Origin of the sequence: Micromonospora sp. NPDC005305 (assembly GCF_040607315.1) — a bacterium.
In the GTDB taxonomy this organism is placed as follows: Bacteria; Actinomycetota; Actinomycetes; order Mycobacteriales; family Micromonosporaceae; genus Micromonospora.
The window spans coordinates 118,968-134,087 of sequence record NZ_JBEXGL010000004.1 but is presented as its reverse complement, the minus strand read 5'-3'; the positions used below and the strand labels follow the sequence as shown (position 1 = coordinate 134,087).

General features: G+C 71.6%; 19 protein-coding genes and 1 pseudogene. 12 read left to right on the top strand and 8 right to left on the bottom strand.

Going from position 1 to position 15,120, the window contains the following annotated elements; translation table 11 throughout:
* The first annotated feature begins 829 nt into the window (after positions 1-829).
* From ABZS80_RS08870 to ABZS80_RS08830, 9 genes are all read left to right on the top strand, one after another.
* Positions 830-1,261 carry a hypothetical protein gene (locus ABZS80_RS08870; RefSeq protein WP_355055183.1) on the top strand — a complete coding sequence of 144 codons (432 nt, stop codon included), beginning with the start codon at positions 830-832 and terminating at the stop codon, positions 1,259-1,261.
* A 284-nt stretch (positions 1,262-1,545) separates the two neighbouring features.
* Positions 1,546-1,752 carry a hypothetical protein gene (locus tag ABZS80_RS08865; protein WP_355055182.1) on the top strand — a complete coding sequence of 69 codons (207 nt, stop codon included), beginning with the start codon at positions 1,546-1,548 and terminating at the stop codon, positions 1,750-1,752.
* Complete coding sequence (locus tag ABZS80_RS08860; RefSeq protein WP_355055181.1) at positions 1,749-2,099, top strand: hypothetical protein; 351 nt, start codon at positions 1,749-1,751, stop codon at positions 2,097-2,099. The genes ABZS80_RS08865 and ABZS80_RS08860 overlap by 4 nt, the downstream gene beginning before the upstream one ends.
* Before the next feature lie 140 nt (positions 2,100-2,239).
* Positions 2,240-3,700: an AAA family ATPase gene (locus tag ABZS80_RS08855; protein WP_355055180.1), complete on the top strand. Its 1,461-nt coding sequence runs from the start codon at positions 2,240-2,242 to the stop codon at positions 3,698-3,700.
* 115 nt (positions 3,701-3,815) lie between these two features.
* Positions 3,816-3,974 carry a hypothetical protein gene (locus ABZS80_RS08850; protein WP_355055179.1) on the top strand — a complete coding sequence of 53 codons (159 nt, stop codon included), beginning with the start codon at positions 3,816-3,818 and terminating at the stop codon, positions 3,972-3,974.
* Between the two features lie 251 nt (positions 3,975-4,225).
* Positions 4,226-5,020 carry a hypothetical protein gene (locus tag ABZS80_RS08845; protein ID WP_355055178.1) on the top strand — a complete coding sequence of 265 codons (795 nt, stop codon included), beginning with the start codon at positions 4,226-4,228 and terminating at the stop codon, positions 5,018-5,020.
* Between the two features lie 2 nt (positions 5,021-5,022).
* On the top strand, positions 5,023-5,301 hold the full coding sequence (locus tag ABZS80_RS08840; RefSeq protein ID WP_355055177.1) for a hypothetical protein: 279 nt from the start codon (positions 5,023-5,025) through the stop codon (positions 5,299-5,301).
* A gap of 377 nt (positions 5,302-5,678) precedes the next feature.
* A complete protein-coding gene (locus ABZS80_RS08835; protein WP_355055176.1) occupies positions 5,679-6,071 on the top strand; it encodes a hypothetical protein in 393 nt (130 codons plus the stop codon).
* The gene (locus ABZS80_RS08830) at positions 6,068-6,550 is read left to right on the top strand and encodes a hypothetical protein (RefSeq protein ID WP_355055175.1); all 483 of its coding nucleotides are present in this window, start codon (positions 6,068-6,070) and stop codon (positions 6,548-6,550) included. The genes ABZS80_RS08835 and ABZS80_RS08830 overlap by 4 nt, the downstream gene beginning before the upstream one ends.
* Positions 6,551-6,971: 421 nt before the next feature.
* On the opposite strand, the gene ABZS80_RS08825 is transcribed toward ABZS80_RS08830, so the two are convergent.
* A complete protein-coding gene (locus ABZS80_RS08825) occupies positions 6,972-7,097 on the bottom strand; it encodes a hypothetical protein (RefSeq protein WP_355055174.1) in 126 nt (41 codons plus the stop codon).
* A 231-nt stretch (positions 7,098-7,328) separates the two neighbouring features.
* Positions 7,329-7,430 (bottom strand): annotated as a pseudogene (thyX, locus tag ABZS80_RS08820) (FAD-dependent thymidylate synthase); the annotation flags it as partial.
* 198 nt (positions 7,431-7,628) lie between these two features.
* On the opposite strand from thyX, the gene ABZS80_RS08815 reads away from it, so the two are divergent.
* Positions 7,629-7,787 (top strand): hypothetical protein, encoded by a 159-nt coding sequence (locus ABZS80_RS08815; protein WP_355055173.1) that lies wholly within the window; start codon positions 7,629-7,631, stop codon positions 7,785-7,787.
* Positions 7,788-8,002: 215 nt separating this feature from the next.
* On the opposite strand, the gene ABZS80_RS08810 is transcribed toward ABZS80_RS08815, so the two are convergent.
* Together ABZS80_RS08810 and ABZS80_RS08805 are read right to left on the bottom strand one after the other, a co-directional pair.
* The gene (locus ABZS80_RS08810; RefSeq protein ID WP_355055172.1) at positions 8,003-8,584 is read right to left on the bottom strand and encodes a DinB family protein; all 582 of its coding nucleotides are present in this window, start codon (positions 8,582-8,584) and stop codon (positions 8,003-8,005) included.
* Between the two features lie 86 nt (positions 8,585-8,670).
* A complete protein-coding gene (locus ABZS80_RS08805) occupies positions 8,671-8,874 on the bottom strand; it encodes a hypothetical protein (RefSeq protein ID WP_355055171.1) in 204 nt (67 codons plus the stop codon).
* An 89-nt stretch (positions 8,875-8,963) separates the two neighbouring features.
* Here ABZS80_RS08805 and ABZS80_RS08800 point away from each other — a divergent pair, with 89 nt between their 5' ends.
* Complete coding sequence (locus ABZS80_RS08800) at positions 8,964-9,791, top strand: NUDIX hydrolase (RefSeq protein ID WP_355055170.1); 828 nt, start codon at positions 8,964-8,966, stop codon at positions 9,789-9,791.
* 3 nt (positions 9,792-9,794) lie between these two features.
* Here ABZS80_RS08800 and ABZS80_RS08795 read toward each other — a convergent pair whose 3' ends face one another.
* Positions 9,795-10,751, bottom strand: a complete 957-nt coding sequence (locus tag ABZS80_RS08795) for a YafY family protein (RefSeq protein ID WP_355055169.1) — start codon at positions 10,749-10,751, stop codon at positions 9,795-9,797.
* A 63-nt stretch (positions 10,752-10,814) separates the two neighbouring features.
* Between ABZS80_RS08795 and ABZS80_RS08790 the strand changes: the two genes are divergently transcribed.
* The gene (locus tag ABZS80_RS08790; protein ID WP_355055168.1) at positions 10,815-12,005 is read left to right on the top strand and encodes an epoxide hydrolase family protein; all 1,191 of its coding nucleotides are present in this window, start codon (positions 10,815-10,817) and stop codon (positions 12,003-12,005) included.
* A 69-nt stretch (positions 12,006-12,074) separates the two neighbouring features.
* On the opposite strand, the gene pstB is transcribed toward ABZS80_RS08790, so the two are convergent.
* From pstB to pstC, 3 genes are read right to left on the bottom strand one after another with little or no spacing between them, the layout of a single operon-like run.
* The gene (gene pstB / locus ABZS80_RS08785) at positions 12,075-12,851 is read right to left on the bottom strand and encodes a phosphate ABC transporter ATP-binding protein PstB (protein WP_151463371.1); all 777 of its coding nucleotides are present in this window, start codon (positions 12,849-12,851) and stop codon (positions 12,075-12,077) included.
* A gap of 20 nt (positions 12,852-12,871) precedes the next feature.
* Positions 12,872-13,960, bottom strand: a complete 1,089-nt coding sequence (pstA, locus tag ABZS80_RS08780) for a phosphate ABC transporter permease PstA (RefSeq protein ID WP_355055167.1) — start codon at positions 13,958-13,960, stop codon at positions 12,872-12,874.
* 58 nt (positions 13,961-14,018) lie between these two features.
* Positions 14,019-15,104: a phosphate ABC transporter permease subunit PstC gene (gene pstC, locus ABZS80_RS08775; RefSeq protein ID WP_355055166.1), complete on the bottom strand. Its 1,086-nt coding sequence runs from the start codon at positions 15,102-15,104 to the stop codon at positions 14,019-14,021.
* Positions 15,105-15,120: the final 16 nt, after the last annotated feature.

Here is a 15,120-nt window from a genome sequence, read left to right as displayed (position 1 = left end):
CACCGTCTTTGTCTCTCGTCAAGCCGAGCAATGGCTCGATCGAAGCGATCCAGCCAGCCGGCGGCGCGGCGGACGTACACGGGGATGATCGCCCCCGGAAACACGACGTCCCCCTTGACGTTGCCGTGCGCGGTATGGACGACCGCAAAAATCTTGTCCGACCTTTCGAGTTGATGGCCGAGCTTCGACTCCAGCGAGGCGGGCGAGATGCACCAAGTAGACGAGGAGCCGGCGAGTAGGCGATGTGGTAAGGCTGGCCCCTCCAGCGGCTCGGCCCGTATGTGACGAGGTAGTGACTCTAGTACCGAATTCGGCGACGGGACTCCGTACGCGAGGCAAATCTCGTCGATAGAGACGTCAGCTCGCCCGGTGTTCGTCACTTCGACGTGCAGCTTGCGCCCGTCTGGCGGCTCCACGATCAGGACTCTTGCCTTGGTCCGAGGACCAGAACTGCGCCAGGCCATGAACGCAACGAACAGCGAGGCAGTCGACAGGACCGCGCCGTACCAAGCGATGGCATCCCCCACACATCGATAGTCCCATCAATGGTCAATACACATGGGACCGAGAGCACCGCGTGGGCCGGTCGACAGCGGTTCTGAATACCGGGAGCCGCTAGCCCATGCGCCAGCGGCGGACGTGAACCGCTCGCCCCCCCGCTGGCGCATAGGCCCGGTGACCGAGCCCACAGCCCGTCGCGTGGCCGACTCGCAAACGGCCGACAACGGCCAGCTAACAACGTCGGACCCCGCAGCGCTCCAGCGCGCGACCCGGCGCCCTGACTTACGAGGGCCGCACCCGACGGCCCTAGCCCCGAAAGAGCCCACCCATGGAAATCCTCCTCCCCGACCCGTGTCCGGTCTGCCACGAGCGGATCACCTACTCAGGCCGAGGCCGCCGGCCCACCTATCACCCGGCGTGCCGCCGCGCGCAGAAAACCGAGGACAAGCGGGCCTACCGCGCGCGCGATGCCGCCCCGCCGGTCGAGGTGCCCGACCACGTCCGCGAGCTTGTTGCCCGGCGTGCGACGCGTCCCCGCGTCGAAGTCCGGCGCGCGGTAGATGACTGGACGTACGACGTTGACGACCTGGCCGCCGAAGTCCACGGCGAAGGCCTGGCCGTCTTCAGCCTGGCCGCGTCGGGCTTCGTCCCCGACGGGTACTGCGAGCGGACCGCCGGACGTCGCGGCAACGACCCCGCGGCCCAGTGGCTCGCCGAGTATCACCCCGAGGCGCTGGCCGGCTTCCCGGCGAACTACTGACGCCGAGGCCTCGGCCTGTCGCCGTATTGCTATGGAGTGAGGAGGGGTTTTCCCCTCTGCTCCTCGCGGTGCCTCTGGGCGAGGCCGCTCGCGAGTTTGAGCGCGGCGGGCCGGTGTTTTCGAAGGTGGGCGCCGGCCCGCTTGCTCGCCCCCAATGCACGCAAGCGGCTATCCCTCTGGCGACGGTGGCCCGCTCGCGTTGGTGCCCCCGCTGGGCCCTGGCTCCCCGGCGGGGGCGCCTTTTTCTTGCCCTTCCTCGATAACAAACCGAAAGGAGGTCGCTCATGCGTGCCTGCCAGTGGAACCCCGACCACCCGATCGCCGAGGACGCCGACCCGCGCCGGATCTACTGCTCGGCCCGATGCAATCAGGCCGCCTACCGCGGCCGTCAGCTCTTGCGCCTGGACGTCGTCGACCGCCTGGAGGCGTACGCCAAGACCTCGCCCGAGGCCGCCCGCATTCTCGCCGCTCTGAAGGAGTCATCCCAGTGATCGCCGCCGACCCCGTCGCGTGGGCCAAGTTCCGCAACGATGAGCGGACCCGTGTCGCCCAGGCCGTCCTGCTCGACGCCCGCGACCGGGCGCGTGTAAACGGCCAGTACGTCAACGCGCCGGACGGCCGCCGCCCTCGCCTCTTCCTCGACGAGCTGGACGCCACATACCGCCTCGCGCACCTCCGCGAATATCCGCCCCTGCGCGGCGTCAACGCGCCCAAGCCGCTCACGCGTAAGGAACTCCGCGACGTCGCCCTCGCAATGTTCGGCGGAACGGTCCACCGCCGGCCACACGTCGGCCCGGTGCTCGACCTGGGGCCGGTCCCCTCCGAGGCGGGCCACTGATGACCGCCTTCGACACGATCGCCAAGCGGTCCGACGCCCGGTCCGAGGAGGGCCTCACGTTCCGGCGGACCGGCATGTGCCCCGTCTGCCACCGCTGGCGGTATCTCCACCTCGACCCGGACTACGACGGCACGGCCCGCGTGTGGTGCCTGTCCGGTAGTTGCTCGGCCGGGGCGATCGTCGCTGGCCTGGACCTGGCCGCCGCCGACGTCCTGCCCGGCGCGAGCGAGACGACGTTCTCCGTCCGGCACGCCCTGAAGATGGACGAGAGCGCCGGCAAGACCGCGACGAGCTGGGCGCCGCAAGACGTCCTGGCCGCCCTGTCCGGCGACTACGAGCCCGAGCGGACCGAGATTCTGCGCCGCGCCGACGGCATCGCGCTGTTCTACCCCGGCCGCGTGCACTGGCTTATGGGCGAGAGCGAGTCCGGTAAATCCTGGGTCGCCCTGCTGGCCGCCGCCGAGGCGCTGAACGCGGGCGAGCGGGCGCTGTTCGTCGACTTTGAGAGCGACCTACAGACCGTCGGGCGTCGCCTACTGGCCCTCGGCGTGCCGCTCGGCGTACTGGCCGACGGCCTGACGTACATCCGCCCGAGCGAGAAGCCGTTGCCCGGCACCGACGCCGAGCGGGAGTTCGCCGGCGTTCTCCGCGAGCGCTACCGCTTCGCCACGGTCGACGGAATCACCGACGCGCTCATGGTCTACGGCTTCGACCCGAACAGCGGGACCGAGGTCGCCGAGTTCATCCGAGCCGTGCCCCGGCGCATCGCCGACGAGACGACGGCCGCCGTGGTGTGCGTCGACCACGTCACCAAGTCCAACGACGGGCGCGGCCGGTTCGCGATCGGGTCGCAGCACAAGATGGCGGGACTTGACGGCATCGCGTACAACGTCGCCCCCGTCGAGCCGATCGCGCCGGGCAAGCGAGGGATCATCGTTCTCCGCGTCGCCAAGGACCGGCCCGGCTGGGTGCGGTCGCACGCGGGCATGTGGTCGAAGGCCGACCGGACCCAGGAGGCCGCGCGGGTCGTCCTGGACTCGACGACGCCGGGCCGCACGGCCTACGTGGTCGACAACCCCGAGACGTACGACGCCGAGACAGGCGAGGCGAGGCCCTTCCGGCCGACGGTCCTTATGGAGCGCATCTCGCAGTGGATCGAGACGAATACCGAAGCCACGCGGACGGCCCTCAAGGCTGAGGTACCCGGCGCGACTGCCGGCAAGGCCCAGGCGCTCGCGTTGCTGGTCGAGGAGGGCTACGTCACCGAGGAGCGGCGCCAGGGACGGGGCGGCGGCTCGCGGCTCGTGTCCGCACGGCCGTTCCGGGCCGACGAACCTAACCCGGAACCCGGACTAAACCCGGACTCAACCCGGACTAGTCCAAGTAAATCCTCCGAACTAAACCCGGACTCGGACTCCCCCCTTAAGGGGAGTCCACAGTCCGGGTTCGGGTTCGGTCCGAGAACAGAAGACCTCGCTCTTTCCCCGCGTGATGAGACGACCGCCCGCTCGGACGGGTTGTCGCTCGACCTCCTCCCGCCCGCGACGCCCGAGGAGCGCGAAGCCCGACTCGCTCGGCTCGCCCGTCACCGCGCCATGTAGTCCCGCCCGCTCGACGGCCCGGCTTCCCCGCGAGGTCGGGCCGTCGCCCCTGCCCAGAGAGGCCCGCCCATGACCGACCCCGACACCCCGCACACCCCGCGAAGGACTCCGCCCAATGCCCCGTGACTACCGCCGCCCGCCTTCGTCGGCGCCCGACCTACCGACCCCGCCGCCGGTCGCCCGGCCCGACGCTCGGGTCGCTCGCGCCCTTGCCGAGATCGTCGCCGAGAGCGAACACGGCCACCGCCGCAACCTCATCCGCCCCACCGCCTGACCCCCAAGGAACCCGCCGTGCCCCGCCGCAATTCCGCGACCCGCAACCCGCGCCGGTCGACTCGCCTGCCCGCTGCCCCGCCGACCTCCACTCACGAGCGGCCCGTAAACGCCGCGTCCGTCGCCACGATGAGCGCCGGCTACCGGCTCGTCGCCGTCCTGTGCGGCACGCCCGTCTACGCCTACGTCGACCCCGCCGCCGACCGCCCGGCCGACGGCCAGTAACCGCCCACCACGAAAGGAACCGCCCCTATGCACACCTACGGCCAATTCGTCACCCTGGACGCCACCCTGCCCGCCGCCGTCCTGGCGGACCCCCGATGCCCGGCCGCCGTGCGCGACACGTTCGCCGCGTTCGACGACGCCCAGGACGCGACTCGCGCGGCCCTCGCGAAGATCGACGAGATCAACGACGCCGCCGCCGACAACAAGGCCGAGATCGCCGCCGCGATCCGCGACGGTAAGGCCAAGCTGCCGGCCGCGATCGACCCCGCGCACACGGCCGCCCGGCTCGCCCACGCCCAGGCCGAGGTAAGGGCGTGTACCCGCCGCGCCCAGGTCGCCGCTCGCGCCGCCGAGGCAAGCATCCCTGCCCACCGCGCCGAGTTGCGGCCGATCATCCTGGCGCCGCTCGCCGAGCTGGCCGCCAAGGCCGAGCGGGCCGCCCAGGAGGCCGCCGACGCGTACGCCCGTGCGCGCGCCGTCATGCTGGCCGCCGCCAACCTGGATACGGTCGCCGCCCACGTCGAGCCGAACGTCGACCGCCGCCGCGCAATGGTCGCGCTGGTCGGCGACCACTACGCGAAGGTCTCCCGGCAGGACGCGATCACCCGCGACGACCTGTCGGCCCGGGTCGACAAAGCCTGGCGGGACGTCCGCACGGCGACCGCCGGTATCCCGGCCGAGGCGTACGCCGCCGACCCGCTCGCCGCGCCGGACCTCGGCCGCGGTGCCCGGCTCGCGCACTTCAACGACGACCCCGACGCGCCGAAGGCCGGCGGCATCGTGTGGAACCCGGCCCTGGGCCGCTACGAGACGAAGGCGTAACGATGCCGGACGTAAACCGCACCACTGAGCGCGCCGACCGCGCCGTCGCCGAGGCCGCCGAGATCGCTCGCCACCGCGAGACCGAGAAGCGCCTCACCCGAGACGACCTCGTCGAGCAGCGGCTCGCGCACTACGGGCTGAGCCCGGCGCTCGCCCCGTACGTGAAGGCGCAGACGCCGTCGGCCATCAGCCGCGAGGTCGCTCGCCTCGTCCTGGCACAGTCGACGATCGCCGCCGCCGAGGCCGGCACCGCACCCGACGCCCAGGCCGCCGACGACTGACGCCCCACCCCACCCCACCCCACCCCACCCCGGCCCACCCCTGCCCCTGCCCCTGCCCCGGCACCCGGCCCGGCCTCGCTATCCCTCGGCGAGGTTGGGCCGGCGTCGCCGTGCGCGCGGCGCGTCGCCCTCATGCGTAAGACGTCTTACGCACGTCGAGCCGTCGACCTGGAGCGCGTCGGCGACCCCGTGCCGCTCGGCCACGCCCTCACTCTCGACCGCGTGGCCGAGCTGGCCGACGACTGACTCTGCGTGAACTTCACTCAGCGTGACCAGGGGTGGGGAAGGGGCCCTTGCCCGACCCGGCCCGACACCGAAGCGGCTTAGCGTGGCGGCCTCGCCATACGTGTCGACCCTCTGCACACTTTGGAGAATCCATGCGTGAAACGGACTTAACCCCCGTCCCCAACCCTCCCGAATCACCCTCCGTAACCCCGCCCGGTGGCCTCACGTCCGACGCCCTGGACCTCTGGCACGACGTCCTGGAGGAGAACGGCAACACGATCACCGCCGTCGGCTTCGGCGCCCTCGTCCAGGCCGTCAAGCTCGTATCCCTGGCCGACCGCGCCGAGGAGGCGATCGGCGACCAGTGGATCGTCCCCGGCTACCGAGGCCAGCTCGTCGCTAACCCGCTCGTCGGCGAGGCCCGCATGGCGCGATCCGCCGCCGTGACGGCCCTCCGTAGCGTCGGCCTGCACCTCGCCGAGCCGTCGGCCGCGTCGAATGCTGGCCGCGCTCTCGTCGGCCAGCGCTGGAGGCGGAACGGATGAGCCGCCGCGCAGCCCTCCGCGCCGGCCGCGGGCGCGAAGCCGCCGTCGCCGTCGCCTTCGGTGGCCGCCAGTGGCCGCCCTTCCGACCGTCCGACTACCCCGACGGCCCCGACGACGCCTCGCGCACCCTGGACGCCGTCCGGAGAGCGGCCCAGCGATACGCGGCGACGTTGCTCCCGGCCGGCGTCGACCGCGCCGACCTCACCGTCGCCGCCGCCCGAGCGTGGTACGCCGCGCGCCCTGAGACCGCGCCGCCTTTCGACCCGCTGGCCCGCGTCCAGCCCCGGCGAGCTAACACCGGCTGGACGACCGACGCGCCGACCGTCAACCCCTGGATGGTCTACGTAGAGGCCCGCCTCTACGCGATGCGGTACGGCCGCCGTGACTGGGACGCCCTGGCCGCCGCGTGGATCGCGGCCAACCCCGACGCCATCTACCGGCCAACTGCGCCCACCGAGCGAGAGACGTTCGGGTTTTGACCGCCTGCACCCGCACCCCACCACCCCGCGAGCGTCCCCGGCCGCCTCGACGAACTTCTTGTGCAGCCTCAGGTTGTACTCGAGGGTGCGTAGCTTCACCACGTAGAGGAAGTCGAGGTAGGCGATCTGAATGTTGTAGTCCAAGCCCTGGTCGCCGATGAACAGGCGCAGGTTCAAGACGTCGATGATGCCGGTGGTCGGCAGGGCGTGGAGGTGCCGGCCCCTGGTCGCCGACGACCTTCTTGTGCAGCCTCGGGTCGTCGGCGATGCCGGTAGTCGTTAAGTCGACGAGGTTCGTCGGGTCGACCATGAACATGTCCATGCTGAAGTCGTTGGTGAACAGCCGCACCGCCGAGGTTGGACATGCAGAAGCCCCCGGCCGCCGGAGTCGTTCCGGTCAGCCGGGGGCCTTCGGCGGTCGCTACTCCCGGTCCCGGTCCCGGTCGACCATCAGGATAAGCACGGTGAGGACTCCCACGGCGACGAGTATCGGCGTTTGCACCTGCGGATACTGGAGGGCGAGGTAACCGGCGAAACCCGCTGCCATGATTAGGGTTAGCCAGAGATGCGACACACCACGGTTCCGGGGGTGCTTCTTACGTCGGCTCCCGCCGGGTCGTAGAGTGGTGGACATGCGAGTAGGACCTCCTCTGTTCTTGGGCGAACGGATTTGAACTGCTCGTAACTAAGCACCCGCGTCAACGGGTGTTTCTTCGCGACGGCACCCGCGTCAACGGGTGCCGTCGTTGTTTCACCGGAGGCTTCGGCCGCCTTGGGCGTCGGTCAGCGCCTGGTCGCCCTCGGCGTCGGTCGACCACGGCACGTCGTCCGGGGCCTGGAACTGGGTCCACGCGATCAGCTTGACGTGGGGCTGCACCATCTCCGGCATGCTTGAAACTGTAGTGGCCGAAGCTGACACAGGGAAACTTGGGCGCGCTGACGTGAACCGGCGCACGAGGCGCCGATCTCACGGCCCAACCACTTCAAATCGGATAGACGAGCGCGGGGTCTCCAAGTAGGACCCGCCGCCGTAAAAGACGACTCCTCCGGCGGGGCGTTCGGCGTATCCTCCGACCCCATGAGCGCCCACGAGGGAGACGACCCGACGCCGCCCCGTTTCCCGCCCGACCTCATCGACGACCTGTGCGCGTGGATCGCCGACCAGCTCGGCGAGCCGCACCCCGTACGCCACCCGGCCTGTCGGCCCGTTCCGACGAGCCGCCGCCGTCGCGCCTGACCCCCGCAGGACCCCTTCCCGCGCCCGCTCGGCCCCGGTGCCTAGTCCAACTAGGCCGGGGCTGTTTGGCATTTCTAGGGCCTCTCACAGCCCCTCTAGCTGGGCGCCTGCCGCATCCGTGATTACCGCACCGGTGGCGTGACTTGAACGCGTCATGCCGGCACGCTATCCCGGACCGTCGCACGGGCGGGACGAAGATCCACCCGTCGGGAAGCTCAGCGCGGCGCGCCCGCTGCTCTGGCGGCCGCCTCGATCGTCGCGACCCGCGCCGCCCAGGTCGCCCGGTCGGGTTCCAGGTGGGCGTATTCGGCTGCCGCCCCCGTGGAGCCGTCGAGCTGTTCGCGCAGGATGTCGGCGTGACCGGCGTGCCGGCTCGTCTCGGTGAGCACGTGGACCAGGATGTTGAACAGCTTCACGTTGGGGCGTGGCCACCAGGGCACATGGCCGGGCGAGTCGATCGCGAGGGCGTCGATCGTCGCGTCCGAGTGCTCCCACACCCGCCGGTAGCGCTGGATGATCTCCTCGCGCGTCTCGTGCTCGCTCGCCCACATGTCGGTGCCGTCGTCGGGGGCGTCCCACCGGGGCAGGGGCTCGGGGAACGGCCGGTCGAAGACCTCGCCGAAGTACCTGGCCTCCGTGAACGAGAGGTGCTTGACCAGGCCGAGGAGGTTGGTCCCCGTCGCGGTCAGGGGGCGGCGGACGTCATACTCGGACAATCCGTCGAGCTTCCACAGCATCGTCTCGCGGATGTGGCGCAGGTCGTGGTGCAGGTACTCTTTCGCGAACTCATCGATCATGGGCCACGACCCTGCCATGCGGCGTCGGTGCGCGCAGCCCCGTGAGCCCGCTCCTCGCGGATGCCCCGGATCGAGATCGGGGTTGGCTACTCCTCGTCGGCGAGGCGCTGGCCGCGTCGTTCGGCGTATGCCCTGACCTCTGCGGCATCCCAGATGCGCCCGACTGTGAGCGTGTCGATCGGTGCCAGCCGGGGCCCTCCCGGCCGCTTCTTGGCGAGGTGGCGCCGACCGGCGCCGGACGCCGCCTTGCCGGCGAGATCTTGGAAGTTGACGTTCGTGGCGAACGGCAAGTCTCCAAGATCGGGGTCCGTAGCGACCCGGTCTGACACCGTCCCGTCGCCGAATGCATGATCCACTGGACGGGAACTAGGCTCGGGGCATGACGATCGACGGCTTCGCCGCACCTCCTGCCCTGGTGGAGCACGCCCGCCGGTTCCGTGCCGAGGGCGGTGTGCCGGCCGTGCCGCGAGTGGCCGCCACCGTGCTGCTGCTCCGCCCGGCCGGCGCCGACTTCGAGGTCTACCTGATCCGCCGGGTGGCCGCGATGACCTTCGGGGGGATGTACGCCTTTCCCGGCGGCGGCGTGGACCGTTCCGACTCGCAGGCTCACCTGGGCTGGGCCGGCCCGACGCCGGCCGGGTGGGGCGAGCGCCTCCGCCTCGACCCGGCCGCCGCGCAGGCGGTGGTGTGCGCCGCGGCCCGGGAGGTCTTCGAGGAGGCGGGCGTGCTGCTGGCCGGCCCGGACGGCGGGACCGTGGTGGGGGACGTGAGCGGGGACGACTGGGAGGCGGCCCGGCAGGATCTCGTGGCCCGGCGTGCCGGCTTCGCCGACCTGCTGGCCGGGAAGGGCCTCACGCTCCGGTCCGACCTGCTGCTGCCGTGGAGCCGGTGGATCACCCCGGAGTTCGAGCCGCGCCGCTTCGACACGTACTTTTTCGTCGCCCTGCTGCCGGAGGGGCAGCGGACCCGGGACGTCTCCGGCGAGGCCGACCACACGCTGTGGCTGCGCCCGGCGGACGCCCTGGCCCGGGCGGAGGCCGGCGAGCTGACCATGCTTCCGCCCACGATGGTCACCCTGGGCGAGGTCGCCGCCGCCGGCGACCTGGCCGGAGTGGCCCGCGCGGCGGCGGAACGGGACCCCGGCACCCCGGTCACCCCGCACCTCGACCTCTCCGACGCCGAGGCGCCCCGCTTCCGCCTCTCCTGACGGTCAGCCGGCGGCGCGGAGGTAGCGGGCCGCGAGGGTACGCAGCAGGTCGGCCAGTTCGGGCGGGTCCTCGACGGTGAAGTCGAGGTCGAGCAGGCCGAGCCAGACCGCGATCGTCTCCAGCCGGTCGGCTCCGGTGTGCAGGAGGCAGGCCGCGTCGCCGGCCGGCTCGACGCTGCCGACGGCCGGGTTGATCCGGTCGGCCACCACCTCGGCGGGGGCGTGCACCCGGATGCGCGCCCGGTGCCGCCAGGCGGCCGAGGAGACGCCGTGCCGGACCCGGTCCACCACGTCACCGGGGAGCTCGCGGGCCGCGAACCGGGGACCCGTCGGGGTACGCGGGCTGATCCGGTCGACGCGGAAGGTGCGCCAGTCGGCCCGCGCCGGGTCGAAGGCCACCAGGTACCAGCGCCGGCCCCAGTTGACCAGCCGGTACGGCTCGACGTCCCGCCGGTCCGCGGTCCCGTCGTGCCGGACGTAGTCGAACCGGAGGCGCTCCCGGTCCCGGCAGGCGGCCCCGATCACGCTGAGCGTTCCGGCGTCCACGGTCGGGCCGGGCTGGTCGTGCGGCACGCGGACGGTGTGCGTGTGCAGGGCCGTGACGCGGCGGCGCAGCCGGTGGGGGAGTACCTGCTCCAGCTTGGCCAGCGCCCGCAGCGAGGTCTCCTCGATGCCGGCGACGCTGCCGCCCGCGGCGGTGCGCAGCCCGACCGCCACCGCCACCGCCTCCTCGTCGTCGAGGAGCAGCGGGGGCAGGGCCGCGCCCGCGCCCAGCCGGTAGCCGCCGACGGCGCCCCGGGTGCCGTGCACCGGGTAGCCGAGCTCGCGCAGCCGCTCCACGTCGTTGCGGACGGTCCGGGTGCTCACCGCGAGGCGCTCGGCCAGTTCGGCGCCGGTCCAGTCGCGTGGGGTCTGCAACAGCGACAGCAGGCGCAGCAGCCGCGCCGAGGTCTCCAACATTTCGCGGATTCTGCCAGCGTATTAGGAACGGAGTGTTCCTAATTCGTTCCTACGCTCAGAGGCATGGCAGACAACACCGCGATCGTCCCGTTCCGTATCGCCGTCCCGCAGGCCGATTTGGACGACCTCGCCGACCGGCTGGCCCGGACCCGCTGGGCCGAGGAGCTGCCCGCCGACCCGGACCCGGCCGCCCCCGCCGGCCCGATTCCGCCCGGCTGGGAGTACGGCGTCCCGCTGAGCTGGGTGCGGCGGCTGGCCGAGCGCTGGCGCACCGCCTACGACTGGCGGGAGTGGGAGGCGCGGCTCAACGCGTACCCGCAGTTCACCACCGAGATCGACGGGCAGCGGGTGCACTTCCTGCACGTGCGGTCGCCCGAGCCGGACGCCACCCCGCTGGTCCTCACCCACGGCTGGCCGGGCACCGTCGCGGAATGGCTGGACGTGATCGGTCCGCTGACCGACCCGCGGGCCCACGGCGGCGACCCCGCCGACGCCTTCCACCTCGTCATCCCGTCGGTGCCGGGGTTCGGCTTCTCCGGGCCGACCCGGGAGCGCGGCTGGAACCGGCACCGGGTGGCCCGCGCGTGGGCCGAGCTGATGCGCCGCCTCGGCTACGAGCGGTACGGCGCGGCCGGCAACGACCTCGGCGCGTTCGTGTCGCCCGAGGTGGGCCGGGCCGACCCGGAGCACGTGCTGGGGGTGCACGTCACGCAGGTCTTCTCCCTGCCGTCCGGTGACCCGGCCGAGCTGGCCGCGCTCACCGAGGAGGAGCGGGGCAAGGTGGCGTTCGCCGACTGGTTCGTGCAGCGGCGGGGCGGCTACGACAAGCTGCACTCGACCGAGCCGCAGAACGTGGCGCACGCCCTCGCCGACTCGCCGGTGGGCCTGCTCGGCTGGCTGGGCCAGCTCATGGGGGACCAGATCGACGTCGACCACGTGCTCACCAACACGACCATCTACTGGCTGACCAACACGGCCGCCTCGGCGGCCCGCTACTACTACGAGGATGCCGAGGCGGTGCACCCGACGCAGAAGGTCAACGGGCGGGGCACCACCGTGCCCGACCCCACCACCGTGCCGCTCGGCCTGGCCAACTTCGCCTGGGACTTCCAGTCGATCCGCACGCTCGCCGAGCGCGACCACAAGAACATCGTCTCCTGGCACACGTACGACCGGGGCGGGCACTTCGCCGCCCACCAGGTGCCCGACCTTCTGGTGGCGGACCTGCGGGAGTTCTTCGCCGCGCTGCGCTGAGCAGGGGAGCGCGTTAAGAAGGGCCCCTTCCTATGCCGTAGGCGTTAAGAAGGGGCCCTTCCTTGCGCCTCAGCCGAAGCGGCCGGTGATGTAGTCCTCGGTCTTCTTCTGGCTCGGGTTGCTGAAGATCTTCTGCGTGTTGTCGTACTCGATCAGCCGGCCCGGGTCGCCGGTCTTCTCGATGGAGAAGAAGGCGGTGCGGTCCGAGACCCGGGCGGCCTGCTGCATGTTGTGCGTGACGATGATGATGGTGAACTTGTCCTTGAGCTGGAACATCAGGTCCTCGATGGCCAGCGTGGAGATCGGGTCCAGCGCCGAGCAGGGCTCGTCCATGAGCACCACCTGCGGCTCGACCGCGATGGTGCGGGCGATGCACAGCCGCTGCTGCTGACCGCCGGAGAGGCCCGCGCCCGGCTTGCCGAGCCGGTCCTTGACCTCGTCCCAGAGGTTCGCCGAGCGGAGCGCCTTTTCGGCCGCCTCCTCCAGGATCGACTTGCGCCGCACACCGTTGAGCCGCAGGCCGGCCACCACGTTCTCGAAGATGCTCATGGTGGGGAACGGGTTCGGCCGCTGGAAGACCATGCCGATCATCCGCCGGACCGCCGTGACGTCGACGTCCCGGTCGTAGATGTCCTGGTTGTCGATGGTCAGGCTGCCCTCGACCCGGGCGCCCGGGAGCACTTCGTGCATCCGGTTGACCGACCGCAGGAAGGTGGACTTGCCGCAGCCGGACGGGCCGATCAGGGCGGTGACCGTCTTCGGCTCGACGGTCAGGTTGATGTTCTCGATCGCCTTGAACCCACCGTAGTAGGCGGTGACGTCGGTGGCTTCGATGCGCTTGGCCATGGTGGTGGTACCTCCGGGGTTCATCGGCCGAGCCGGTTGCGACGGGCCAGCAACTTCGCCGCGACGGTGAGGACGAGGACGAGGGCGACCAGGGTCAGCGCCGCGGTCCACGCCCGTGCCGGCGAGTACTTCGACGCCTCGCCGGCCTGCTGGTAGACGAAGAGGGCCAGCGACGACTGGTTGTTCTCGAACGGGTTGAAGTTGATCGCGGCGCCGCCGCCGGCCACGAGCAGCACCGGCGCGGTCTCGCCGGCCGCCCGCGCGATGGCGAGCATGATGCCGGTGACGATGCCGGGCAGCGCGGTCGGCAGGACGACCCGCAGGATGGTCTTCCACTTCGGTACGCCGAGGGCGTAGGCGCCCTCGCGCAGCGGGGCCGGCACGAGGCGGAGCATCTCCTCGGTGGACCGGACCACGGTCGGCAGCATGAGCACGCTCAGGGCCAGCGCGGCGGCGAAGCCGGAGAAGCCCGGCCGGCCGTCGTTGAACCACGGCGACACGATCAGCACCCAGAAGGCCAGCACGAACAGGCCGGTGACGATCGACGGGATGCCGGTCATCACGTCCACGAAGAAGCGGATGGTGAAGGCGAACCGGCCCCGGCCGTACTCGACCACGTAGATCGCGCAGAGCACGCCGAGCGGGACGGTGATCAGCGTGGCGATGCCGACCTGCTCCAGGGTGCCGATGATGGCGTGGTAGGCGCCGCCGTTGGCGTCCCGGGCCCCGATGTTGTTCATCGAGGTGCCGAAGAAGTTGCCGTCCAGCCGCTCGGAGCCCTTGCTGACCAGTGTCCAGACCACCGAGGCCAGCGGCAGGACCGCCAGCACGAAGGCGGAGTGGATGAGCGCGCTCCAGGTCCGGTTGCGGGCGGCCCGACGGCCCTCCACCGTGTTCGCGGCGGCGTAGAGGCCGCCCAGGTAGAGCAGCGCGCCGAGGACCACGACCAGCACCGGGCCGCCGATGCCGGCGCCGTAGACGATGCCGGCCGAAACCAGCAGGGCCGCCACGGCGATGACGGGCGCGGCGTACGCGGGAAGTCGCCGGGCGCGCAGCGTGAGCGGCTGGGCCGGCGGCTGCGGGCGGTGGGAGGTGACGGTGGTGGTCATGCGGGGCTTCCTTCAGTTCGCGACTGCGGGGCTCGCAACCCCGGCTCTCTCCTCGCGCTCACGCCGCCGACTCCGTGAACTCGCGGCGGCGGTAGATGATCGCCCGCGCGGTGATGTTGACGATCAGCGTGATCGCGAAGAGCGCCAGGCCGGAGGCGATCAGGGCGCCCCGGCCGGTGTCGTTCGCCTCGGCGAACCGGTTCGCGATGTTCGCGGCGATCGAGTTGCCGCCGCTCTGCAGGACGTTGAACGAGATGGCGTAGGTGGAGCCGAGGGTCAGCGCCAGGGCGATGGTCTCGCCGAGCGCCCGGCCCAGGCCCAGCATCACGGCGGCGATCACGCCGGGCCGGCCGTAGGGCAGGACGGCGGTGCGGACCATCTCCCAGCGGGTGGCGCCCAGGGCGAGGGCGGCCTCCTCGTTGGCGGTCGGGGTCTGCCGGAACACCTCGCGGGAGAGCGAGGTGACGATGGGCAGCACCATGATCGCCAGCACCACGGAGCCGAGCAGGATCGAGTTTCCGTACGGGCCGTCGCCGAAGATCGGGATCCAGCCGAAGTACCGGTGCAGCCAGGCCGACAGGTCGGCGACCGGCTGGGCGAAGTAGTCCCGGCCCCAGAGCCCGAAGACCACGCTGGGCACGGCGGCCAGCAGGTCGATGAGGAACCCGAGGGCGTTGCCCAGCCGGCGCGGGGCGTAGTGCGACAGGTAGAGGGCGATGCCCAGCGCCACCGGCACCGCCATGAGCAGGGCGAGCAGCGCGGTGAGCACGGTGCCGAAGGCGAGCGCCCCGATGCCGAACTTCGGCGGGTCGTCGTTCGGGAACCAGCCCTCGAAGGTCCAGAAGGACTCGGTGTTGTCCCGCAGCGCCGGCACGGCCTTGGCGATCAGGAAGATCGCGATGGCCGCGATGACCACCAGGACGGTGGTGCCGGCGGCCAGGGTCAGGCCACGGAACGCGCGTTCCGCGCCGAAGGCCCGGGCCCGGGGCAGCCCGCCGCCGCCACCCAGGCCGTTGTCGGGGATGCCAGGGATGCCGGAGGGCTCGGCCACACGCGCCGAGGCACCGGCGGGCCACTCGTGGCTCGTGGCCACGCGGGTCCCACCGGTGCCGGCGTGCGCCGAGCGGTGAGGGGTGTCACCCATCTGCTCGCTCGCTTCG